General features: G+C 65.5%; 19 protein-coding genes and 1 pseudogene. 13 read left to right on the plus strand and 7 right to left on the minus strand.

What is annotated here, in order from left to right; all coding sequences use genetic code 11:
* Positions 1 to 20 precede the first annotated feature (20 nt).
* A complete protein-coding gene (locus tag QFZ60_RS15875; RefSeq protein ID WP_307091697.1) occupies positions 21 to 1,256 on the plus strand; it encodes a mechanosensitive ion channel family protein in 1,236 nt (411 codons plus the stop codon).
* A gap of 55 nt (positions 1,257 to 1,311) precedes the next feature.
* A complete protein-coding gene (locus tag QFZ60_RS15880) occupies positions 1,312 to 2,064 on the plus strand; it encodes a metalloregulator ArsR/SmtB family transcription factor (RefSeq protein ID WP_307091699.1) in 753 nt (250 codons plus the stop codon).
* Between the two features lie 64 nt (positions 2,065 to 2,128).
* Here QFZ60_RS15880 and QFZ60_RS15885 read toward each other — a convergent pair whose 3' ends face one another.
* On the minus strand, positions 2,129 to 3,475 hold the full coding sequence (locus tag QFZ60_RS15885; protein WP_307091701.1) for an alpha-L-fucosidase: 1,347 nt from the start codon (positions 3,473 to 3,475) through the stop codon (positions 2,129 to 2,131).
* Between the two features lie 4 nt (positions 3,476 to 3,479).
* The gene (locus tag QFZ60_RS15890; RefSeq protein ID WP_307091703.1) at positions 3,480 to 4,256 is read right to left on the minus strand and encodes a FadR/GntR family transcriptional regulator; all 777 of its coding nucleotides are present in this window, start codon (positions 4,254 to 4,256) and stop codon (positions 3,480 to 3,482) included.
* A 154-nt stretch (positions 4,257 to 4,410) separates the two neighbouring features.
* Here QFZ60_RS15890 and QFZ60_RS15895 point away from each other — a divergent pair, with 154 nt between their 5' ends.
* The 11 genes and pseudogenes from QFZ60_RS15895 to QFZ60_RS15945 all read left to right on the plus strand — a co-directional run bounded on the left by QFZ60_RS15895 (position 4,411) and on the right by QFZ60_RS15945 (position 15,832).
* On the plus strand, positions 4,411 to 4,839 hold the full coding sequence (locus QFZ60_RS15895; protein ID WP_307091705.1) for an RbsD/FucU family protein: 429 nt from the start codon (positions 4,411 to 4,413) through the stop codon (positions 4,837 to 4,839).
* A gap of 10 nt (positions 4,840 to 4,849) precedes the next feature.
* Positions 4,850 to 5,725, plus strand: coding sequence for an amidohydrolase (locus tag QFZ60_RS15900; protein WP_307091707.1), 876 nt, complete (start codon positions 4,850 to 4,852; stop codon positions 5,723 to 5,725).
* 2 nt (positions 5,726 to 5,727) lie between these two features.
* Entirely contained in the window at positions 5,728 to 6,699 is a 972-nt protein-coding gene (locus QFZ60_RS15905) for an aldo/keto reductase (RefSeq protein WP_307091709.1), read from the plus strand.
* Positions 6,700 to 6,739: 40 nt separating this feature from the next.
* Positions 6,740 to 7,584: pseudogene (locus tag QFZ60_RS15910) on the plus strand (fumarylacetoacetate hydrolase family protein).
* A gap of 27 nt (positions 7,585 to 7,611) precedes the next feature.
* The gene (locus QFZ60_RS15915; RefSeq protein ID WP_307091711.1) at positions 7,612 to 8,370 is read left to right on the plus strand and encodes an SDR family NAD(P)-dependent oxidoreductase; all 759 of its coding nucleotides are present in this window, start codon (positions 7,612 to 7,614) and stop codon (positions 8,368 to 8,370) included.
* A gap of 51 nt (positions 8,371 to 8,421) precedes the next feature.
* The gene (locus QFZ60_RS15920; RefSeq protein ID WP_307091713.1) at positions 8,422 to 9,717 is read left to right on the plus strand and encodes a hemolysin family protein; all 1,296 of its coding nucleotides are present in this window, start codon (positions 8,422 to 8,424) and stop codon (positions 9,715 to 9,717) included.
* Between the two features lie 194 nt (positions 9,718 to 9,911).
* A complete protein-coding gene (locus QFZ60_RS15925) occupies positions 9,912 to 10,892 on the plus strand; it encodes a LacI family DNA-binding transcriptional regulator (RefSeq protein WP_307091714.1) in 981 nt (326 codons plus the stop codon).
* 116 nt (positions 10,893 to 11,008) lie between these two features.
* Positions 11,009 to 12,328, plus strand: a complete 1,320-nt coding sequence (locus tag QFZ60_RS15930) for an ABC transporter substrate-binding protein (RefSeq protein WP_307091716.1) — start codon at positions 11,009 to 11,011, stop codon at positions 12,326 to 12,328.
* Entirely contained in the window at positions 12,325 to 13,344 is a 1,020-nt protein-coding gene (locus tag QFZ60_RS15935; RefSeq protein ID WP_307091717.1) for a carbohydrate ABC transporter permease, read from the plus strand. Before QFZ60_RS15930 ends, QFZ60_RS15935 begins: the two co-directional genes overlap by 4 nt.
* Positions 13,341 to 14,243 carry a carbohydrate ABC transporter permease gene (locus QFZ60_RS15940; RefSeq protein ID WP_307091718.1) on the plus strand — a complete coding sequence of 301 codons (903 nt, stop codon included), beginning with the start codon at positions 13,341 to 13,343 and terminating at the stop codon, positions 14,241 to 14,243. The genes QFZ60_RS15935 and QFZ60_RS15940 overlap by 4 nt, the downstream gene beginning before the upstream one ends.
* Complete coding sequence (locus QFZ60_RS15945) at positions 14,240 to 15,832, plus strand: alpha-amylase family glycosyl hydrolase (RefSeq protein WP_307091720.1); 1,593 nt, start codon at positions 14,240 to 14,242, stop codon at positions 15,830 to 15,832. Before QFZ60_RS15940 ends, QFZ60_RS15945 begins: the two co-directional genes overlap by 4 nt.
* Before the next feature lie 45 nt (positions 15,833 to 15,877).
* Here the strand turns inward: QFZ60_RS15945 and QFZ60_RS15950 are convergent, their stop codons facing one another.
* From QFZ60_RS15950 to fdhA, 5 genes are all read right to left on the minus strand, one after another.
* Positions 15,878 to 16,612, minus strand: a complete 735-nt coding sequence (locus QFZ60_RS15950) for a dienelactone hydrolase family protein (RefSeq protein WP_307091721.1) — start codon at positions 16,610 to 16,612, stop codon at positions 15,878 to 15,880.
* Between the two features lie 76 nt (positions 16,613 to 16,688).
* A complete protein-coding gene (locus QFZ60_RS15955; RefSeq protein WP_307091723.1) occupies positions 16,689 to 18,050 on the minus strand; it encodes an MFS transporter in 1,362 nt (453 codons plus the stop codon).
* Positions 18,051 to 18,119: 69 nt separating this feature from the next.
* Positions 18,120 to 19,070 (minus strand): serine hydrolase, encoded by a 951-nt coding sequence (locus QFZ60_RS15960; protein WP_307091725.1) that lies wholly within the window; start codon positions 19,068 to 19,070, stop codon positions 18,120 to 18,122.
* A gap of 144 nt (positions 19,071 to 19,214) precedes the next feature.
* A complete protein-coding gene (locus tag QFZ60_RS15965) occupies positions 19,215 to 19,568 on the minus strand; it encodes a GNAT family N-acetyltransferase (RefSeq protein ID WP_307091727.1) in 354 nt (117 codons plus the stop codon).
* Positions 19,569 to 19,682: 114 nt separating this feature from the next.
* A complete protein-coding gene (fdhA, locus tag QFZ60_RS15970) occupies positions 19,683 to 20,900 on the minus strand; it encodes a formaldehyde dehydrogenase, glutathione-independent (protein ID WP_307091728.1) in 1,218 nt (405 codons plus the stop codon).
* Positions 20,901 to 21,188 lie beyond the last annotated feature (288 nt).

Consider the following 21,188-nt stretch of genomic DNA (forward strand, 5'->3'; position numbering starts at 1 on the left):
GGCTTGGTAAAGGTTAAGGAATGCTAGACGTCCTGAATCCCGCCCTGCCCTTCATCGCCACTGTCCTTGCCGTCGTGGCCGGACTGGCGCTGTCCTGGCTGCTCCGCAAGGTCGTCCTGAGGCTGAACCGGAAACGGCCAGAGCTGCAGGCCACCTCCCGGGTGGCGCGCCGGCCGCTGCGCCTGACACTGTGCCTGGCGGGCGTCCGTACCGCGCTGGGGCTGACGGCTGACCACGAAAGCTGGCACGCCGGCGTCGACCATTTCCTGTTGATTGCGCTCATAGGTGCGGTGGCCTGGTTGGCCACCGCAGTACTGCTCATCGTGGAAGCCGTGGTGCTGAACCGGCACAGCGTGGACGTGGCGGACAACCGGCGGGCACGGCGGCTGCGCACGCAGATGATCCTGGCACGCCGGATCGCCGTGGCGCTGGTGGTGGTGCTCGCCGCCGGCACCGCGATGCTGACCTTCCCGGCCATCCAGGCACTGGGCGCCGGACTGCTGGCGTCAGCCGGCGTGATCTCCATCGTTGCCGGCCTCGCCGCGCAGACGTCCCTGGTGAACGTCTTCGCCGGCATGCAGCTGGCGTTCACCGATGCCATCCGGGTGGACGACGTGGTGGTGGTGCAAAAGGAGTGGGGCCGGATCGAGGAGATCACCCTCACCTACGTGGTGGTGCATCTCTGGGATGACCGCCGCCTCATCCTGCCGTCCACCTACTTCACCACCACGCCCTTCGAGAACTGGACCCGCCGCCAGTCCGAGGTGATGGGCACGGTGGAGTTCGACCTCGACTGGCGCGCCCCCGTGGAGGACATGCGCACCGAACTGCGCCGCGTCCTCGCCGGAACCGGACTGTGGGACGAACGGGTGGGCGTCCTGCAGATCACCGACGCCACGGGCGGTTTTGTCCGGGTCCGGATCCTGGTCAGCGCGGCGGACAGTGCCGCGCTCTTCGACCTGCGCTGCCTGGTCCGCGAAACCATGGTCACGTTCCTGCAGCAGCACCATCCGGAAGCCCTGCCCCACCAGCGCTGGGAGCAGGCAACGGACGACGCCGGCACCGCCAACCGTCGCAGGGCACCATTGCGCGGGCTGGGTTCGCCCTCTGCCGACGGCTACCGCGCGCCCGCAGATCCGCATGAATCACAGTTGTTCACCGGCTCCATCGAGGCAGTGGAGCGGTCCCGGGCCTTCACGGGTCCCGGCGACGAGGTGTTCGAGGAGCGGGACAGGAACCTGGCGTCGCGCAACTGATCGGACGGCGGCAAACCCTTGATATGTGACCATTCAGTCACCTATCATTGCTGGCATGGACGACGTGTTCAAGGCACTCTCCGACCCCACCCGCCGGGACCTGCTCGACAAGCTGTTCCGCGAGGACGGCCAGACCCTGAGCGCCCTTGAAGCACGGTTCGACATGACCCGGTTCGGGATCGCCAAGCACCTCCGCATCCTGGAGGACGCAGGCCTGGTGGTGACCCGCCGTCGGGGACGTGAAAAGCTGCACTTCCTGAATCCGGTCCCCATCCGCCTGGTCCACGACCGCTGGGTCAGCAAATACGCAGAACCATGGGCCGCTGCCCTCAGCGACCTCAAATCCAGATTGGAAAGTCCCATGGAAAAGATCTTCGAGATTTACATCAAGACCACGCCCGAACGGCTGTGGGAAGCCATCACGAACAGCGATATCCGCAGCAAGTACCAGTTTGGGAACACCATCGAGGCGGACTGGTCCCCCGGTGGCCGGTTCGTGATGGGCAACCCGAAGGCGGGTGCGCCCCTGGGCGAAGGCGAAAACCTTGAGGTCGATCCGCCGCGGCGCCTCGTCCAGTCAATGCGGGCACTGTGGGGCGAGGACGTCAAGGCCGAGGGCACCTCCACGATCACCTGGGAGATCGAACCGGTCGGCGATTCCTGCCACCTCACCGTCACCCACAGCGACCTGCGCGAGGGCGCCAACGAACAGCTCTACGGCGGCTGGCCGATGATCCTTTCCGGCCTGAAAACGTGGCTGGAAACCGGAGAAAAGCTCACCACGCCCGGCTCGCTGCTGTACACCTGAGGCTCCCCCACCAAAGGTTCGACGGCGGCGCGTACTGCCCGCCGCCGTCGAACCTTTGGTGTGGCTATCGGCGCGGAATGCGCACGATGACCGGCCCCGGGCGGGCCGCATCCAGGGTCACCTTCAGTTCCTGGCCATTAATGCTCAGGCTGCCCCCGGGACCCTCGACAGACGCTTCGGCTGCTGACCGCCCGTCCCCGCTGAGCCTCAGCACGGCTTCATGCCCCTCGTTGAGCGAATCAACAAAGGCAACCACCTCAGAACCACGCTCAACCCAGCGGACCCAGACGTCCCCCCGGTCATTCACTGGAGCGTTCTCCAGCGGGTGTGCACCCACGAGGTACTGCTTGGCGGTTGCCATCCAGTGGCCAAGGTCGGTCAGGGCCTGGCGCTGGATCTCGGGGATGGTTCCGTCCGCCCGCGGCCCGACATTCAGCAGGAAGTGGCCGCCACGGGAAACGACGTCCGTCAGGTGCCGGGCCAACTCCTGGCCGGTGAGCGACTGCTCAGGACCTTCCACCTGGTTGTAGCCGAAGGAGAATCCGATGCCCCGGCAGTTCTCCCACTCGGACTCAGACTCGGACTCCCTGGCCGCTTCGTACTCGCTGGTGGCGTAGTCCTTATGGGTGGCGCCCCAACGGTCGTTCACCACGCCGTCCGGAACCGCTGCGTAGAACTGTTCAAAGAGGGTTCCGAGTCCGTTCTCGCCGAAATGCTTGCCGGCGTCGGGCCATTCAATGTCGTTCCACAGGACATGGGGCCGGTATTTATCCACCAGGTCGGCCACGTGGTTGTAGGCGTATTCGGCGTAGCCGGCGTCCTTGGGGCGGGAAGTGTCGTGGACGCTTTCGCTGGTGACGTGCGGCGGGAAGGGGCGCACATGCCAGTCCAGACCACCGGAATAGTACAGGCCCAGCTTCAGGCCCTTGTCATCCACGGCCCGGGCAATCTCGCCGATCAGGTCCCTGCGGGGTCCGGGGTGGACTGTGTTCCGCTCCCCTGTTCCCGGAGCATCCCAGAGCGCGATGCCGTCATGGTGCTTGGTAGTGGGCACCACGTAATCGGCCCCGGCGAATTTGAACAGCTCTACCCACTCCGCCGGAGCGAACTGTTCTGCTTTCCACTGGTCCAGGAAGGCATCGTAGTCCTCGCCGCCGAACACGTCCCCGTGGTGTTGCTGGGCCGGGCTGCCGTCGATGCGGATGGTGTTGTAGTACCACTCTGCGTAGGGGTTGTGGGTGAACCATTCGCGGTCCTCGATGGTGCCGAGGGCGCCGATGGGTTCGGCCCAGGCGGGAACGGAGTAGGCGCCCCAGTGGATGAAGATGCCGAACGGCGCGTTCTGGAACCATTCCGGAACGGGCCGGGACAACTTGCTCCAGTCTTCGCGGGTGGCCAACGGCTCGGTCATTAGATCACTCCAATTCTTGGTTCGAAACGTTCGGCACGGTGGAAGTACCACTGAAGGATGATGTGTGATCAGGGAGGGCCGAGATGTAGTCCTCCACCGCATAGAGGTGGTTTGCCATGCGGGTCCTGGCCCTGTCGGCGTCATGCTGCCGCAGCGCTTCCAGGATTCCCAGATGCTCCCGATGCGTGGCCGCCAGGCCTTCATCGTCATGGATGGACCGCCACATCCGGCCGCGAATCGTGTTCGTGGATACGGTCTCGATCAGCGCTGACAGCACGTGGTTCCTTGAAGCCTCCGCGATGAGCCGGTGGAATTCGATGTCACACTGCATGGCGCCGGCATGGTCGATGGGTGAGGCCTGAATGGCAGCGTTCGCCCGCCCCAAGATATTTTCGGCCTGATCAAGCTGGGAGCTGTCGATACACACCGCCGCCGCCGCTGCCGCTTCCGTTTCAAGGGCCCGGCGGACTGTATGCACCTGATTCGCCCGCTCTCCATCCTGCAGGCCTACCCAGAATTCCATAGCGGACAGCAGGGCCGACGGCTCCAGCCGCGTTACGAAGGTGCCGGCACCCTGTCTGGTTTCCAGGATGCCCATGGTGGACAGTGCGCGCACGCCTTCCCGAAGGGAGCCCCGGGAAACCTGCAATTCCGCTGCCAGGTCCTTCTCAATGGGCAACCGGTCGCCCGGCCGCAGCCGCCGGGAGGACAGCATTTGTTTCACGCCTGAAATCACGACGTCTGTCTGGGACATCGACCCGATGGAATTGCCGTTGCTCACGGCAGCCGCCTTTCCTAGTACTCCGACGAGCATAATTGACTTTCATCAGATGTATCACTTGGAAGAACCTGCTTCTGCCTATAATCTCATCCAATACTCCAAAATACATCAGATGACCGCTGGCACACCCCATGGAAAGGGTAGGGGAACAAGCATGATCAACTACACCCTCACCCACCCGGGCCTGCTGGCGGCCCTCGCCGAATCCGGCCACGGCTCGCAGATCCTCCTGGCGGACGCCAACTACCCGCACAATACCGGCGCCCCGGCGGCTGCCAAGCGGATATCCCTGAACCTGAGGCCCGGCCTGCTGACCATCGACCAGATCCTGGAAGTACTGATCGATGCCGTTCCGCTCGAAGCCGCCGCGGTCATGGCACCCCCGGACGGAAACTGGACAGAGGCAGTCAAAGGCTACGAAAGCGCACTGGGCACACAGGTTCCCATCACTTCCCACCAGCGCTTCGACTTTTACGAGGCCGCGCGGTCGCCGAATGTCGCCGTCGTCATCGCCAGCGGGGACACCCGGCACTACGCCAACCTGTTGCTGACCATCGGGGTCCGGCCAGACGAAACAGCATGAGGGCCGGCAGTTGCTTCAGTTAGTTGACTCACACGTCCATGTCTGGGACCCGGCCTTGCACCGTTACGACTGGTTGAACGGCGTTCCCGCGCTGAACCGGCCATTCCTTCCACAGGCACTTCCGCACCCGCCCGGGACACGGTCCGTCTTTGTGCAGGCCGATTGCCGTGATGACCAGGCTCTGAAGGAAGTTGACTGGGTGTCCGGCTTGGCGGCCGACTGGCCCGAGTTGGCGGCGGTTGTGGCTTTCGCTTCCATCAGCCGCGGGGACAGTGTGTCCCGTGACCTTGACGAGCTGCGTCAGCGGCCCCTGGTCCGCGGGGTACGCCAGCTGCTCCAGGACAGGGAGGCCGGTTTTATGCTGGCACCGGAAACTCTCGCTGGAGCCCGCCGGGCAGGAAGGGTTGGATTTACCTTTGACGCCTGCGTCCGCTCGTCCCAACTTTTGGAGCTTGCAGAGTTTGCTGCCCGGGTACCGGAGCTGGGCATCGTGCTGGACCATATGGGCAAGCCACCCATTGCTGCCGGTGAACTCAGCGACTGGAGCAGCGCGATGCGTGCACTGGCCAGGCAGCCCAACGTCGTCGTGAAAATCTCGGGGGCGGGCGCGGAAGCCGACCCGACTCGTCCACTTGCGCCGCAGGCCCTGCCTTTCATCCGGGAAACCCTGGCCCTCTTTGGGGGCGGGCGGTGCATGATCGGCAGCGACTGGCCTGTCTCGCTCATGGACCCGGCCGGGTACCAGGACTGGATCACCACCGTGGAGCAGGCGATGGCCGGGGCATCAGCCAGCGAGCGCGAGGGCCTGGCACATGGAACCGCAGTTCGCTTCTACCGGCTGAACGCTGTCCGAGGTCCGGAAAAAACGGAAGAGGAGAAGGACTAACCATGCAAACAGAAACCCGCACCATCCCCGGCACCGCAGTGCGCCTGCCCGTCCTCGGGTTCGGTGGCGCCCCCATCGGCAACCTGTACCGGCCAGTGCCGGAACAGGAGGCGGTCGACGCCGTCAACACAGCCTGGGAAGGTGGCGTCCGGTACTTCGACACAGCACCGCACTACGGGCTGGGACTTTCCGAACACCGCCTGGGAAAAGCCCTTGCGGGCCTGGACCGGGACAGTTACGTGCTCAGCACCAAAGTGGGGCGCCTGCTCCGGCCCAATCCCTCCCCGAAGGGAAAGGACAGTGAGGGGTTCGACGTTCCCGACGACCTGGCCCGGGTCCGCGACTATTCCCGGGACGGAGTGCTGCGCTCCATAGAGGAGAGCCTCCAGCGGCTGGGGACTGACCGGATCGACGTGGTGTACATCCACGACCCGGACGACTACTGGACCGAAGCGGTGGAGGGTGCGGCGCCAACACTGTCCGCGCTGCGCGACGAGGGCGTCATCGGCGCGTGGGGCGCGGGCATGAACCAATCCGAAATGCTGGCCCGTTTCGTCACGGAAACAGACATCGATGTGATCATGCTGGCCGGCCGGTACACGCTGCTGGAACAGGGAGCAGCGCAGGAACTGCTGCCGGCGTGCCTTGAGCGGGAAGTGGGAGTGGTAAACGTCGGGGTCTTCAACTCCGGCCTGCTCTCCAAGGACCGACCGGCCCGCGATGCCACCTACAACTACCAGCCCGCCCCGCAGGAGCTTCTGGACCGCGCCAACCTGCTCGCGGACATCTGCGAATCACACGGAACCACACTCCCCGCGGCCGCCCTCCAGTTCCCGTACCTACACCCCGCCGTGACAAGCGTGGTCCTGGGCATGCGGACGCCGGAACAGGTCAAGCAAAACCTCGATTTGGCATCGAAGGCCGTCCCGGACCAGCTCTGGGATGACCTGCGCCACCGCGGCCTCATCACATAACTTCCGAAGGCCAACACCCCCAATTCACGAAAGAAGAATCATGGAATTTGCACGCATCGGAGCCCGGGCAAGGAAATACCAGTCCTGCTGCACGAAAAGAAGTACTACTCCCTGGAACAGGTGGCGGCGGACATCGACGCCGGTTTCTGGGAGTCCGGCGGGCCGGGGCGCGCAGCGGCGGCCCTTGCGGCGGGGGAACTGGCAGAGATTGACGTTGAGGGTGCCCGGATCGGCGCCCCGATCGCCAGGCCGTCATCGGTCATCTGCGTGGGCATGAACTACGCGGCACACGCCGCCGAGTCAGGGTCCGCTCCCCCATCAGTACCCATCATCTTCCACAAGGCCCCCAACACCGTGGCCGGCCCGTTCGATGCAGTGGCGATCCCCCGCGGTTCCACCAAGACGGACTGGGAGGTGGAGCTCGGCGTGGTCATTGGACGGCGGACTTCCTACCTGGAATCCCCCGAACAGGCCCGCGACCACATCGCCGGCTATGTCACCGTCAACGACCTCTCCGAACGCACCTTCCAGCTGGAGGTATCCGGCGGCCAGTGGTCCAAGGGAAAGAGCTGCGCCGGGTTCTGCCCCACCGGCCCGTACCTGGTCACCCCGGACGAAGTGGATGCCGGCGACCTGCAGCTGCGGAGCTGGGTCAACGGCGATATCCGCCAGGACTCCTCCACCCGCGACCTGATCTTCGGGGTGGACCAGGTGATCTGCGACCTCAGCCAGTTCCTGGTCCTTGAGCCGGGAGACCTGATTTGCACCGGGACCCCGGAGGGTGTGGCCCTGTCCGGGCGCTTCCCCTACCTGAAGGTCGGGGACATCGTCGAAATTGAAGTAGCCGGACTCGGCCGCCAGCGCCAGGAATTCTTCCAGGGCTAGCCAGCCCAACCACGAAAGGACCAAACAATGGAGTTTGCGGGACTCAAGGCAATCGTCACCGGAGGAGCCTCCGGAATAGGGGCCGCAACGGCCCAGCTGCTGCAGGAGCGCGGCGCCGCCGTCGCCGTTCTGGACCTCCGCCCCGAACAGGCACCGGAAGGGCTCACGGCACTCCACTGCGACGTCTCCGACGACGCCTCGGTCCGGCAGGCTGTGGCAGAGGCTGCGGGGCAACTGGGCGGGATCGACATCCTGGCCAACAACGCCGGCGTGGGTGCGCAGGGCACCATTGAATCCAACGACGACGACGAGTGGCACCGGGTGTTCGATATCAATGTGCTGGGAATGGTCCGCGTCTCACGGGCCGCCCTGCCGTACCTGCGGCAGTCGGCGCATGCTGCCATCGTCAACACCTGCTCCGTGGCGGCCACCGCAGGGATCCCGCAGCGGGCCCTTTATAGCGCCACCAAGGGCGCGGTGCTGTCACTCACCCTGGCCATGGCTGCCGACCACCTCCAGGAAGGGATCAGGGTCAACTGCGTAAACCCCGGCACCGCTGACACTCCGTGGATCGGCCGGCTGCTGTCCACGGCGGCAGACCCCAAGGCTGAGCGTGCCGCGCTCGAGGCCCGCCAACCGCACGGCCGGCTGGTATGCCCGGAGGAGGTCGCTGCAGCCATCACCTACCTGGCCAGCCCGCTCGCCGGGTCAACCACGGGCGTGGACCTGGCTGTGGACGGCGGCATGCAGGCGCTCAGGCTCCGGCCCCGCTCCGTAGCCTCCTGACGCCGAGGCCCAGAACGCGCCAGCGGTTCCGCGGCTGGGTAAGGTCGTCTCATGGAAAGCGGCACCCTGGTTAATATCGCTTTGGTTCTCGGTTTCGTGCTGCTGGGCGGGGTGTTCGCGGCGGCGGAGATGGCACTGGTATCCCTGCGCGAGAGCCAGGTGCGCCGCATCGAGAGATCCGGCGACACCGGCGCCCGGACGGCCGCCCTTGCCCGCAACCCCAACCGCTTCCTCTCCACCGTGCAGATCGGCGTGACCCTGTCCGGTTTTTTCTCGGCAGCCTATGGCGCCTCGGCGATCGCGCCCGCCGTCGTGCCCCTCCTCGAAGCCATCGGGTTGGGCGCGGCGGCCGGGCCCGTGTCCGTCGTCGGCATGACCCTGCTGGTTGCTTATCTTTCCCTGGTTCTGGGCGAGCTCGCCCCCAAGAGGCTGGCGCTGCAGAGACCTGTTGCCTTCACCAGGATCCTTGCCCCGCCGCTGATTGCCCTCTCGGGTGCCATGCGGCCGGTCATCTGGCTCCTGTCCGTATCCACAGACGCGGTGGTCAGGCTCCTTGGCGGCGACCCGCGCATCAAGCGGGAAGGCATCAGTTCCGAAGAGCTTTGGGACCTGGTGGCGGAGAACGAACTCCTCGAAGAGAACAGCCGCACCATCCTGGCCGATGTGTTCGGCGCCGGGGACCGGACGCTGCAGGAGGTGATGCGGCCCCGCACGGAGGTGACGTTCATCGACGGCGCGCTGACCATTGCCGAGGCCCGCAGGATGGTCCGGGATGGACCGTATTCGCGCTTCCCGGTCATCGGGCGGAGCCCTGATGACGTCCTGGGCTTCGTCCACATACGCGACCTGATGCCCCGGGACGAAGCACAGGACCAGGCACCTGTAAGGGACATCGCCCGGGAGATCCTGCCGCTGCCCGGGACCAACCGCGTGCTTCCGTCGCTTTCCCGGATGCGCAAGACCAACCAGCACATCGCCCTGGTGGTGGATGAATACGGCGGCACCGATGGCGTGGTCACGCTCGAGGACCTGGTGGAGGAACTGGTGGGGGAGATCTACGACGAATACGACACGGGCGCCGAGCACGAGGACCGCGTCAATGTGGCCAACGGAACGATCGATGTGGACGGCGGCCTGATCCTGCAGGAGTTCAAGGCCGCCGCCGGAATCGCTCTCCCCGAGGGCCACTACGAAACCGTGGCGGGATTCATGTTGGACCACCTGGGCCGGCTGCCGAAGGCAGGTGACAGGGTGCAGATCCCCGGATACGTCCTGACCGTCCTCAGCATGGACCGGTTGCGGATCGCCCGGGTCAGGGTCACACCGGTTGCCGGCCCGCCCGGCTGACTTGTTGGCAGGCTGAGGGGGCTGCCTGGATGAAAGGCACGACGGCGGCACGCCCCTTCTATGGCCGGGTCCCGTTTACGAAACGCATCCGGTTCCATTCCCTGTCCCTTTACTGTTGTTGAGGCAAGTCACGCAACCGTTTACGTAAACCGTTTGCGTACCTGCCTTAGGGCTTCAGCAGGAAAGAGGAAACAGTGGTAACCATCAGGGATGTGGCGCAGCACGCCGGAGTCTCCCCTGCCACCGTTTCCCGCGTCGTCAATGGCCTCGTGGGGTATTCGGACGAGACCCGGGAACGCGTCGAGGCCGCGGTCCGGAAGCTCAGCTACGAAACGGATTACCTGGCCCGCGGACTCAAGACCCGCCAGACTTCGGTCATCGGCCTCCTCGCCCCCATGGTCTCGGATGCCCTCGCCTCCAAGGTGATGCAAGGCGTGGAGGAAGAGGCCCAGGAACGCGGGTACGCCGTGATGCTGGGCCGCACCGGGGCAAAATCCGCCTTCATCGCCGGCTACCTGCGGACCCTGCGAACCTACCGGGCCGCAGGCGTCATCCTCATTTCCGCCGTCATCACCCAGGAGACCCGGCAGCTGCTGGGGCCAAACATCCCCATCATCTCCGTGGCCATCAGTGACAAATCCGGATCACCCAGCGTGGCCATCGACGACGAACAGGCAGCCTACGACGCAACCCGGCACCTGCTGCGCATTGGCCACCGCCGTATCGGCCTGCTCGCGGGAGATCCCGCATCAGTGTTCGTAGCCCAGCCCCGGAAGCGCGGCTACCTCCGCGCCATGCAGGAGGCGAAATGCACCCCGGTCACGGCCACTGGCAGCTTCTTCTACGAGAGTGGCGCCGCCGGCCTGGATGAATTGCTGGCCCAGGACCCGGGACTCACGGCCATCTTCGCCGTCAGCGACGAAATGGGTGCGGCGGTGGTCAATGAACTCCAGAAGCGCGGCCGGAGAGTCCCTGAAGACGTCTCCGTCCTGGGCTTCGACAACACCTCAACATCACTGCATGTCCACCCGCCGCTGAGCACCATGGCCCAGCCGCTGGAAGAAATGGGGCGGATGGCCGTCACCAAACTCATGCGGGCCCGGGACCTGGGACCCAAGATCATGCCCCACCGGCTCATCGAGCGCGGCTCGACGGCACCACCACCGGCCAGCTAGAAGCCGTACCCCTCACCCAAGGCAACGCCCGGCACATCCCCGTGCCGCCGTCGTCGTCGTTTTCCATGCCCGTAAACCCAAATTTTCGCCAATAAAATCCCCAAAAGGAGCATCACATGAGGCAGCGCCGCCACACCTGGCAGACACTTCTCACCACCACCGCACTCGCCACGGCAGCCGCCACCGGGCTCACGGCCTGCGGCGGTTCATCATCCGAGCCGAAGGCCAGCAGCAGCCCGGCCGCCGCCTTCGAAGGCAAGGGCCCCATCAACTACGTTTCCTCCCGCGACGCCTCCGGCGCTGCCAACAAGAGCATCGAGGAATGGAACACGGCCCACCCTGACGAAAAGGTCACGTTCATCGAACTGCCGGATTCGGCCGACCAGCAGCGCCAGCAGCTCATCCAGAATGCCCAGATTAAATCGGACACGTTCAGCGTGCTGAACCTTGACGTGGTGTGGAACTCGGAGTTTGCGGCCAACAAGTGGGTTCTGCCGCTGCCGCAGGACGCCGTGCCCACTGACAAGATGATTCCCGCCACCGTCAACGCCGCCAAGTACCGGGACAACCTGGTGGGTGCGCCGTACTACACCGACGGTGCGCTCTTCTACTTCCGCCAGGACCTGCTCACCGCCGCCGGCGTTGCCGCCCCGCCCAAGACATGGGACGAGATGAAGGACGCCTGCAAGAAGATCCTTGCCCTGCCCGATGCCGCGGGGATGTCCTGCTACACCGGCCAGTTCGACAAGAACGAGGCCCTCACCGTGAACTTCTCCGAGGCAGTGGCCTCCGCCGGCGGCAGCGTGGTTGACGCCGACGGCAAGCCCACAGTTGACACCGCCGAAGCCAGGAAGGGCCTGTCCCTGCTGGTGGACGGGTTCAAGGAAGGACTCTTCCCCTCGGACGCGGTCACCTACCTTGAGGAACAGGGCCGCCGCGCGTTCCAGGACGGCAAAGTGGTGTTCCTGCGCAACTGGCCCTTCGTCTACGCGTCCCTGAGCGCGACGGACGGCTCAAGCAAGGTGGCCGGCAAGTTCGGCATCACCTCCATCCCCGGAACCGACGGCCCGGGTGTGTCCACCCTGGGCGGCCGCAACCTGGCCGTCTCCCCCTTCACCCCCAACAAGGCCACAGCCCTGGAGTTCATCAAGTTCTTCACCAGTGAGGAGCAGGCCCGGAAGCGCCTGGAACTCAGCTCCCGCGCACCCGCCTACGCCGACCTCTACCAGGACCAGGCCGTCGTCGCCAAGCGCCCCTTCTTCCCCACCCTGCTCGAATCACTGCAGAATGCCCAGCCCCGCCCCAAGGTGGTCCAGTACGGCGCAACCACCAAGGCCATTCAGGAAGAGGCCTACGCCGCGATTACCGGCCAGAAGACCACTGACGCCGCACTCACTGACATGCAGTCCAAGCTCAAAGAGATCGCAGCCAAATGACAAGCACCACAACCCTCAACCGGAAGCCGGGCGGACCTCCGGGCACGCAGCGGACGTCGGGTGCCGGGCGGACTCCCGGTGAGGGACGGATGGCGGCCCTGCTGCTCTCCCCCACGCTCCTGGTCCTGGCGCTGGTAATCGCCTACCCACTCATTTCGGCCATCCACCAGTCCCTGTACCGGGCCCAGTCCGGTCTGGACGCTGACGGCTTCGTCACCGAAGGGGAAGCATTCGTTGGCCTTGCCAACTATGCGGACCTCTTCTCGGGTGAAGCCGGCCAGAGGTTCCTCAACGCCTTCGGCAACACCACCTTCTTCACCGTTACCACTGTTCTGCTGGAGACCATCCTGGGATTGGCCCTGGCACTGGCCATGAACCGCGCCTTCAAGGGCCGGTCCTTCCTCCGGGCCAGCATCCTGGTGCCATGGGCGGTCCCCACTGCCGTGTCAGGCCTGCTTTGGCGGTGGATCTTCCAGTCCGACGGCATCGCCAACACCCTGCTGGGCAGCGAGATCCTTTGGACCGCGGAGGGTGCGGCGTCCAAGGTTGCGGTCATCGTGGCGGAGGTCTGGAAGACGGCGCCGTTCATCGGCCTGCTGGTGCTGGCGGGCATGCAGATCATCCCGGACGAGGTGTACGAGGCCGCCAAGATCGACGGCGCCGGCTGGTGGCGGCAGCTCGGCTCCATCACCCTCCCGCTGGTGAAGCCAACGCTCCTGGTGGCCGTGCTGTTCCGCATGCTCGACGCCCTGCGCATGTTCGATCTGCCGTTCGTGCTCATCGGACCGGGCAAGCAGTCGGTGGAAACGCTGTCCATGCTTGCCTGGGACGAGTCCAACCAGCTCCGGTACGGCTCGGCGTCTGCCTTTGCCGTAATCCTGTTCCTCTACGTCGCCGCGGTGGCCATCGTGTTCGTCAAGGTACTGGGTGCCGACATCACCGGGGCAAGACAGCTGGGCGCCAAACGCCGTGCCCGTAAGGCAGACCGCATCCAGAAAGCCGAGGCCGCGCAATGACCATCACAGACCTCCGGGCGCTCTCCAAAGCCGGGAACCCGGCGTCGGGCGCTCCTCCCAGGACCACCCGGCAGAAACGCACCTGGCGCTCCTACTCCGTTTATGCAGGCCTGGCGTTGATCATCGTCTACTGCCTGGCGCCGTTCTACTGGATGATCGTCTCCAGCCTCCGCCGCACCGCCGACATTTTCGACAACACCCTCCTGCCGGACCCTTTTTCGCTGGAGAACTACGCCAAGGTGTTCGACGGATCCACCATGTTCGGCCAGGCGCTGCTGAACAGCCTGATCGTGGCAGGCGTAACCACCGTGGCAGCACTGGTCCTGGGTATCTTCGCCGCCTACGCCATCTCCCGGTTGAACTTCCGGTTCAAGTCCGTGATCCTCGGGGTGATCATTGCGACGTCGATGTTCCCGGGCATCTCCGTAGTGGTGCCCCTGCTGCGGTTCTTCACGGACCTGGGCTGGATCAACACCTACCAGGCCATGATCATCCCCAACCTGTCCTTCGCCATCCCGCTCGCCGTCTGGAACCTGACCACGTTCATGAAGCAGCTGCCGTTCGACCTTGAAGAGGCCGCCATGATCGACGGCTGCACCAAGTGGCAGGCTTTCCGCAAGGTCCTGCTCCCGCTGGCGGCGCCGGGCGTGTTCACCACCGCGATCCTGACGTTCATCCACAGCTGGAACGAGTTCATCATCGCGCTGTCCATGATCAACGACCCCAAAATCCAGACCGCCACCGTGGCCATCTCAAAGTTCACAGGGGCCACCGAGTTCCAGGCGCCGTTCGGGGAGCAGATGGCGGCCGGAGTCATTGTCACCATTCCGCTGGTGATCATGGTCCTGGTGTTCCAGCGCAGGATCGTGGAAGGCCTTACGGCAGGAGCAGGCAAGTGAGCGACTGGTGGCAGTCCGCGGTAATTTACGAGGTCTATCCGCGGTCCTTTGGCGACGGAAACGGCGACGGCGTGGGCGACCTTTCCGGCCTCATTGAACGGCTGCCCTATATCGCGTCGCTGGGAGTGGACGGGATCTGGATGACCCCGTTCCAGCCGTCGCCGCAGGTGGACCAGGGCTACGACGTCAGCGATTACTGCGGCGTGGATCCGCTCTTCGGCACCATGGGGGACTTTGACCAGCTTTTGGAGAAGGCCCATGCCCTGGGACTGCGGGTCCTGCTGGATGTGGTCCCCAACCACTGTTCGTCGGCCCACCCGCTGTTCCAGCAGGCCCTTGCGGCCGGGCCGAGTTCACCGGAGCGCGGGCTGTTCCATTTCGTGCAGGGCCGCTCTTCGGCGCCTGGGTCCCTCAGCGATCTGCCACCCAACAATTGGCAGAGCGTCTTCGGCGGCCGGGCCTGGTCCCGCGCCAACCCGGGATCGGATACCGACACTGAGTGGTACCTGCACCTGTTCTCTGCCGGGCAGCCGGACTGGAACTGGCGCAACCCCGCCGTGGGCGACTACTTCGAAGGCGTGCTCCGCTTCTGGTTCGACAAAGGCGTGGACGGGCTCCGGATCGATGTGGCCCATGCATTGTTCAAAGCGGACGGGATGCCGGATGCTGCGTCCGCAAGTCCGGTGGTTGACGGCCTGCGCTCCAACCCCCTGGTCTCGGACCAGGAGGAGGTGCACGAGGTTTACCGCCGCTGGCGCCGGCTCGCCGAAAAGTACCAGCCGCACCGGCTTTTGGTGGGCGAGGTTAATCTCGAGCCGGCCCGCGCGGCCCGCTATACGCGCGGCGATGAGATGCACCAGGCATTTGCCTTTGCTTTCGTGAAGCTCGGTTGGGACGCCGCGGCTTGGGCGCAGGTTGGCACCGAGCTGGAGGAGGCGCGGAAGCTCCACGGCGCAGCACCCACCTGGGCGCTGGAAAACCACGACATCGTCCGGACCGTGACACGTTTCGGCGGGGGCGATACCGGCGCGCGGCGGGCCCGTGCGGCGCTTGTCGCACTGCTCGGCCTGCCCGGCGCCGCCTATATCTACCAGGGCCAGGAACTGGGGCTTCCCGAGGTGGATGTTCCGGAGCAGGCGCGCGTGGACCCGATGTGGGCCCGGGGCGGAGTCACCCGCGACGGCGCCCGCGTCCCCCTGCCGTGGACAGAAGACTCCGCAGGCAGCCACGGCTTCTCGCCTACCGGGGGTGCCCAAGCACCCTGGCTGCCCATCCCAGACGGGTGGGGCAGCCACGCGGTTAAGCGCCAGCAGCGGGACCCCAGGTCCCCGCTGGCACTGGCCACCCGGGCCATCGCCCTGCGCCGGCAGCTTTGGGCGGACGGTACCTTCACCGCGGACGACGGCGGCACCTGGCGGGTGGAGGCAGGGAACCTGCTGACCTGCGAACGCAGCCCCGGCTTCCTTGTGGCGCTTGCCATGGGAAGTGAACCGGTGAAGCTGCCAGCCGGCGTCGTCCTTTTCAGCGCGTCCCCGCTGGAACAGGACGGCTGGCTGCAGCCGGACAACGCCGTGTGGCTCCGGCGCTGACGCCGCGCCTGGGGGACCAACGGCCCTACGGCACGCGGCGGTAACCTATGCGCTGAGGCTCCGCTCGAGGAATGCGAGGGTACGCCGCCAGGAGTCTTCGGCGGCCTCAGCGTTGTAGGTGTACCTGTTGGTGTCGTTGAAAAAGGCGTGGCCGGTTCCGGGATACACCACCGCTTCGAAATCCACGCCGGCGGCCCGCATCCGATGCTTGAGCCCGGGCAGTTCCTCCATGAGCGCACTGTCCTGCTCCCCGTAGAAGGACAGGACCGGGCAGTTGATGGCACGCAGCTCGGCATCCTTGAACTCTGCGTGGCCGTAGAACGGAACGGCGGCCCGCAGCCTGGGTTCGGCGACGGCCAGCGAAAAGGTGTAGGTGCCGCCCAGGCAGAAGCCCATGGCGGCCACCCGCCCAGCCAGTCCCGGCACCCCTTCCAGATGGTCGAAACACACACGGAGGGCGGCCACGGCGTGCTTGGCGTACTCCGGCGAGCGCATCGGTGCCATGTGCTTCCGCAGGCGCGGCTGCGCATTGCTGCGTTGCTGGGGATCGAAGGCGGCCTCCTGCAGTTCCCCGCTGAGATCGGGCACGCCTCCGGCCCCGGAGAGCAGGTCCGGGGCTACTGCCACATAGCCTTCAGCTGCGAAACGGTCCGCCACATCCTTGGTGTGCCGGACCAGGCCCCACACTTCATGGACCACCACCAGCCCGCCCTTGGGAGTGCCGGCCGGTTCACTGACGTACGCCTGGACGGACATTTCGGCGTTACCCAGAGCCATCATGTTTCCCATTCGGCCAGCATGGCACGCCCACCGCACGCTTTATAGGGGTTTCCCCGACGCTTCGCGGGGAGCACGCCTACACTTTCTGCGGCCGCCAGAACACAGAGATTCCGAACGTCACGGCGCAGAGGACCAGCATGGCCAGGACCATCCGCATCCAGCTGTCCTGGTGCACCCCGCCGGACGCGAACACGCCGATCATCACGGTGGCGGTAATCGCGCCCACGTATCGGCAGGTCTGGTAGATCCCGGCAGCCACCCCGCGGTCCTGCGGCCGGGTGGACACGAACATGCCCTGGTTGGAAGCGATGCTGACCGTGCCGTACGGGATGCCCATGAGGGCTGTCAGGACCACCACGAACGGGATGGCCAGTGTGCCGGTCAGCAGCCACATGAGCGCAGCCACCACGGTCAAGAGGACGACGCCGGCAAGCAGCACCCGCCTGACGCCGAACCTTCCCATGGCGGAGACTGCCCACGGGGTGGCCACCACGGACATGCCCGCCAAGGGCAGCATCAGCAGGCCCACTACGCCGGGATCGTAGCCGCCGGCTTCCTGCAGCAGCTGCGGGAGGCCGAAGAAGACGAAGTAGTAGACGCTGCTGAACACCGCGAAGGCCAGGTATACCAGCATCAGCGGCCTGTTCCGGCCCAGCAGCCGCAGGTCCAGGAAGGGTTTGGCGAACCGCAGTTCCCGCCAGGCAAACAGTGCCCCGATGACGGTCCCGCCGGCCAGCATCAACCAGCGGTAGTCAGGGGCCACGTTCAGGGCCGCCATCATGACCAGCAGGAGCGCGCCGATGAACCCGGCGATGCCCGGGACGTCGGAGTCCCGCACCAGTTCCGCGACGCTGCCCCGTTCCCGGACCTTGTCCGGCGGCGCGGCCTTGCGCACGATCAGCAATGCCGCGAGTGACAGCGGGACGTTGATCAGGAACAGCGACTCCCAGCCCACGAATCCCACCAGCAGGCCGCCGACCACCGGGCCCACGGCGGCTGCGGACGTGTTGGCCATCTGCAGTCGGCCCAGCGGCCGGGCCGAATCCACCTTGGCCTGATGCGCGAGGGCGCCCACCATCACCACGGCGCTGGGATATGCGGTGGCTGTTCCCAGCGCCATCACCGCCCGCGCCACGCAGAGCAGCGCGAAGTTCGGGGCCAGCGGAGCCAGGGCACAGGTGACGGCCACCAGCCCCATCCCCAGCATGAACATCCGCCGCGGCCCGAACCGGTCGGCCAGCCTGCCCATTACCGGCTGCCCGGCTGCGGAGGCAAGGTAGAAGGAGGTCACCACCCAGGTGACGGCGGCGACGTCGAGCCCGAAGTCGGCCCGCAGTACTACCAGGGCCACGGCGATCATGGAGGAGTTCAGCGGGTTCAGTGCCGTGCCCAGGCTGAGGCCGGCGACGGCCAGGGCAGTCCGGGGGTTGTTGCTCACGGTAACAGTCTGGCCTAAAGCTTCCGCCCGGGGCGACTTGGCGGGCTTCCTGCTTTGGTGTGGCGGGCGCTACTTGCCCGCCGGCACCACCGGGAACAGCGCGTCCTCCACGGCGCGGGTCAGGTCCCGGATCACCTGGGCCTGGCCGTCATCCGGCGCGCCGTCAGGGTTCTCCGTGTAGATGACCAGCGCGAACGTCGAGCCGCGGTAGCTCAGGAGTGCGGCGTCGTGCAGTTCGCCGGACACTTCCCCGTACTTGTGGTGAACGTCCACGCCGGATCTTGAGCCGGCCGGAATGAGGTCTTCGTTGTTCGTGTCCCGCATGTAGCTGAGCAGCTCCGCCGTGTTGTCCTTGTCCAGGAGCTCTCCCGCATAGAGCTCCTTCAGGATCAGGGCCATATCGGCGGCGGTCAGGAGGTTTTGTTCAGGGTCATAAGTGACGCCGATGGAGTCCGCGTAGGCTATCAACTCCGGGTAGCCCACGGCATCCATCAGCAGCAGCCATGAGTCATTGTTGCTGTCATTGACCATGGCCTTGAGCTGGAACGCGGCGTCGTAGTCACCCATCGCGTCATCCAGGCTCGCCTGCCCGTTTTCCACGAGGTGGTAGTAGGCGGCGGCGGTGAGGATCTTGGCCGTGCTGGCAGCCGTGAAGGTGTCCCCGTCGCCAAAGGTCCGTTGCGCGCCGCCGGACACGTCGGCGAGCGCCAGCCCGATCCGGTATTCGTCCGCCTCACTGAGGATGTCCTCCACAGTGTCCTGCAACGACGGCGGAGCTGCCGCCACCGGTGATGCAGGGATGGCCGGCTGGGTGGGGACCACTGAGCCCGTCAGCGGTACGGACCGGAACACGGCCAAGGTGATGGTGCCGACGATGACCAGCACCACCACAAGGGCCAGGATCAGCAGCCTTCTGTGGCCCCGCTTCCTGCTGGACGATGGCGTGCCTGAAGACGGCCTGCCCGGCGGCGGCAAGGGAGCACCGGGGCCTGGCTTGGGCACCACGGGGTGCACGGACATACAAGGGCTCCTGTCCCGCCTCGGCTATCAAAAACACCGTCAGCGCGGCAATGAACCGCGCTGACAGATGCTGATTAAATCACCGGATGTTGGGAGCTTCCTGAAGACTTGCGGAGTGTTCCGCGACCGTGTTTTAGGGTTCGCCTAGCCGCGGGTACGGGCGGCCAGTGCGGTGTCCAGGAATTCCAGGTGGGCCGGTGCCACGGGCACTGCGCTGGCCGAATATTCGGGGTGTTTGGCCAGGAACTTCTTGATGAATGGGCACACCGGAATGATGCCGCTCCCGGCAGCCACCGTACTGTCCAGCGCAGCCGTGGCCAGTACGCCGGCCAGGCCCTGCCCGCCGTATTCCTCGTTGATCACCGTGTGGTAGAAGATCCGCTGAGGCGACTCCCCGCCGTCGTACTCCTTGTACGCCGCCTTCCCAATGACGTTGCCGGCGTCGAGGATCTCGAAACGTTCGCGTCCCGGGTTGTGGCGGACGGTGATGTCACTCAAGGGAAACTCCTTCGTTTGCGGGTTTGTGCTGCCCGTGCAAAGCCTAACCCGGCCCGGGCAGCACTTATTTCCGCAAGCAAGGGGGTCCTGGTGGCATCCCCGCCCGCCGACCCGTCAGCTCAAGTAGCCGTTCGGGTTCAGGACGTACTTGGTGGCTGCGCCGGCGTCGAACTCCGCGTAGCCCTTCGGTGCCTCCTCCAGCGGAATCGCCTTGGCGTTGACGTTCTTCGCGATGCTGACCTTGTCATTGAGGATGGCCATCATCAGCTGCCGGTTGTACTTCATGACCGGGCACTGGCCCGTGGTGAAGCTCAGCGACTTTGCCCAGCCGGTGCCCAGGCTCAGTGACAGAGCACCCTTCTTGGCGGCTTCGTCGATACCGCCCGGATCACCCGTCACGTAGAGTCCGGGGATGCCGAGTGCGCCGCCTGCCGCGGTGATGTCCATCAGCGAGTTCAGCACGGTGGCGGGTGCCTCTTCGGCGTTCTTGCCATGCCCGTGTCCCCGTGCCTCAAAGCCCACCGCGTCCACACCGCAGTCCACCTCCGGGACGCCGAGGATCTGCTCGATCTGCTCCGCCGGGCCTCCCTTGGTAAGATCCACGGTTTCGCAGCCAAAGCTGCGCGCCCTCGCCAGCCGTTCCTCGTTGAGGTCCCCCACAATCACGACGGCGGCGCCCAGCAAATGCGCGCTGGTGGCCGCTGCGAGGCCCACCGGACCGGCCCCGGCAATGTACACGGTGGAGCCCACGCCCACACCTGCCGATACTGCACCATGGAACCCGGTGGGGAAAATGTCCGAGAGCATGGCCAGGTCCAGGATCTTCTCCATGGCCCGGTCCTTGTCCGGAAACTTCAACAAATTCCAGTCGGCGTACGGAACCAGGACGTAGTTGGCCTGGCCGCCAACCCAGCCGCCCATGTCCACGTAGCCGTAGGCGGCGCCGGGCCGGGCGGGATTGACATTCAGGCAAATGCCGGTCTTGCGCTCCTTGCAGTTCCGGCAGCGGCCGCAGGCGATGTTAAACGGCACCGAGCAGAGGTCGCCCACCTTGATGAACTCGACGTCCCGGCCCACTTCCACCACTTCGCCGGTGATTTCGTGGCCCAGCACCAGGTTGGGCGGGGCCGTGGTGCGTCCGCGGACCATGTGCTGGTCCGAGCCGCAGATGTTGGTGGCCACCGTTTTGAGGATCACTCCATGGTTGACCGGGCGTCCCACATTCGCGGGGTTGACGCCTGGCCCGTCCTTGAGCTCAAACGTCGGATAGTCAATATCGATTACTTCCACCTTGCCGGCTTCTTTGTAGGCAACGGCTTTGTTCCCTGTCATCTATAGCTCCTGTAGTCAGGCGTCCGGTGGGACGGCCGTGATCTGGGTAGGTGAGACATCCCGCGTGGGAACAGTGCTGGCCCATGGGTTTTGGAGATTTAGCGCGGTCAGGTACCGGTTCCCGGGTGGGGATCCGCCCAGTCTAGGGAGGGGCCCTGACAGTGGTCTAGGGGTAGGAAGCCCCTTGTTTAGGGGAGCATTCCATAGGGGAAATGCTGGACTGGCTGGCACCGACAGCGGGCAATAGCCGGCCTATCCCCGCCTTATGGACAAATCCCCGTCGCATGC

Origin of the sequence: Arthrobacter sp. B2I5 (genome assembly GCF_030816735.1) — a bacterium.
In the GTDB taxonomy this organism is placed as follows: domain Bacteria; phylum Actinomycetota; class Actinomycetes; order Actinomycetales; family Micrococcaceae; genus Arthrobacter.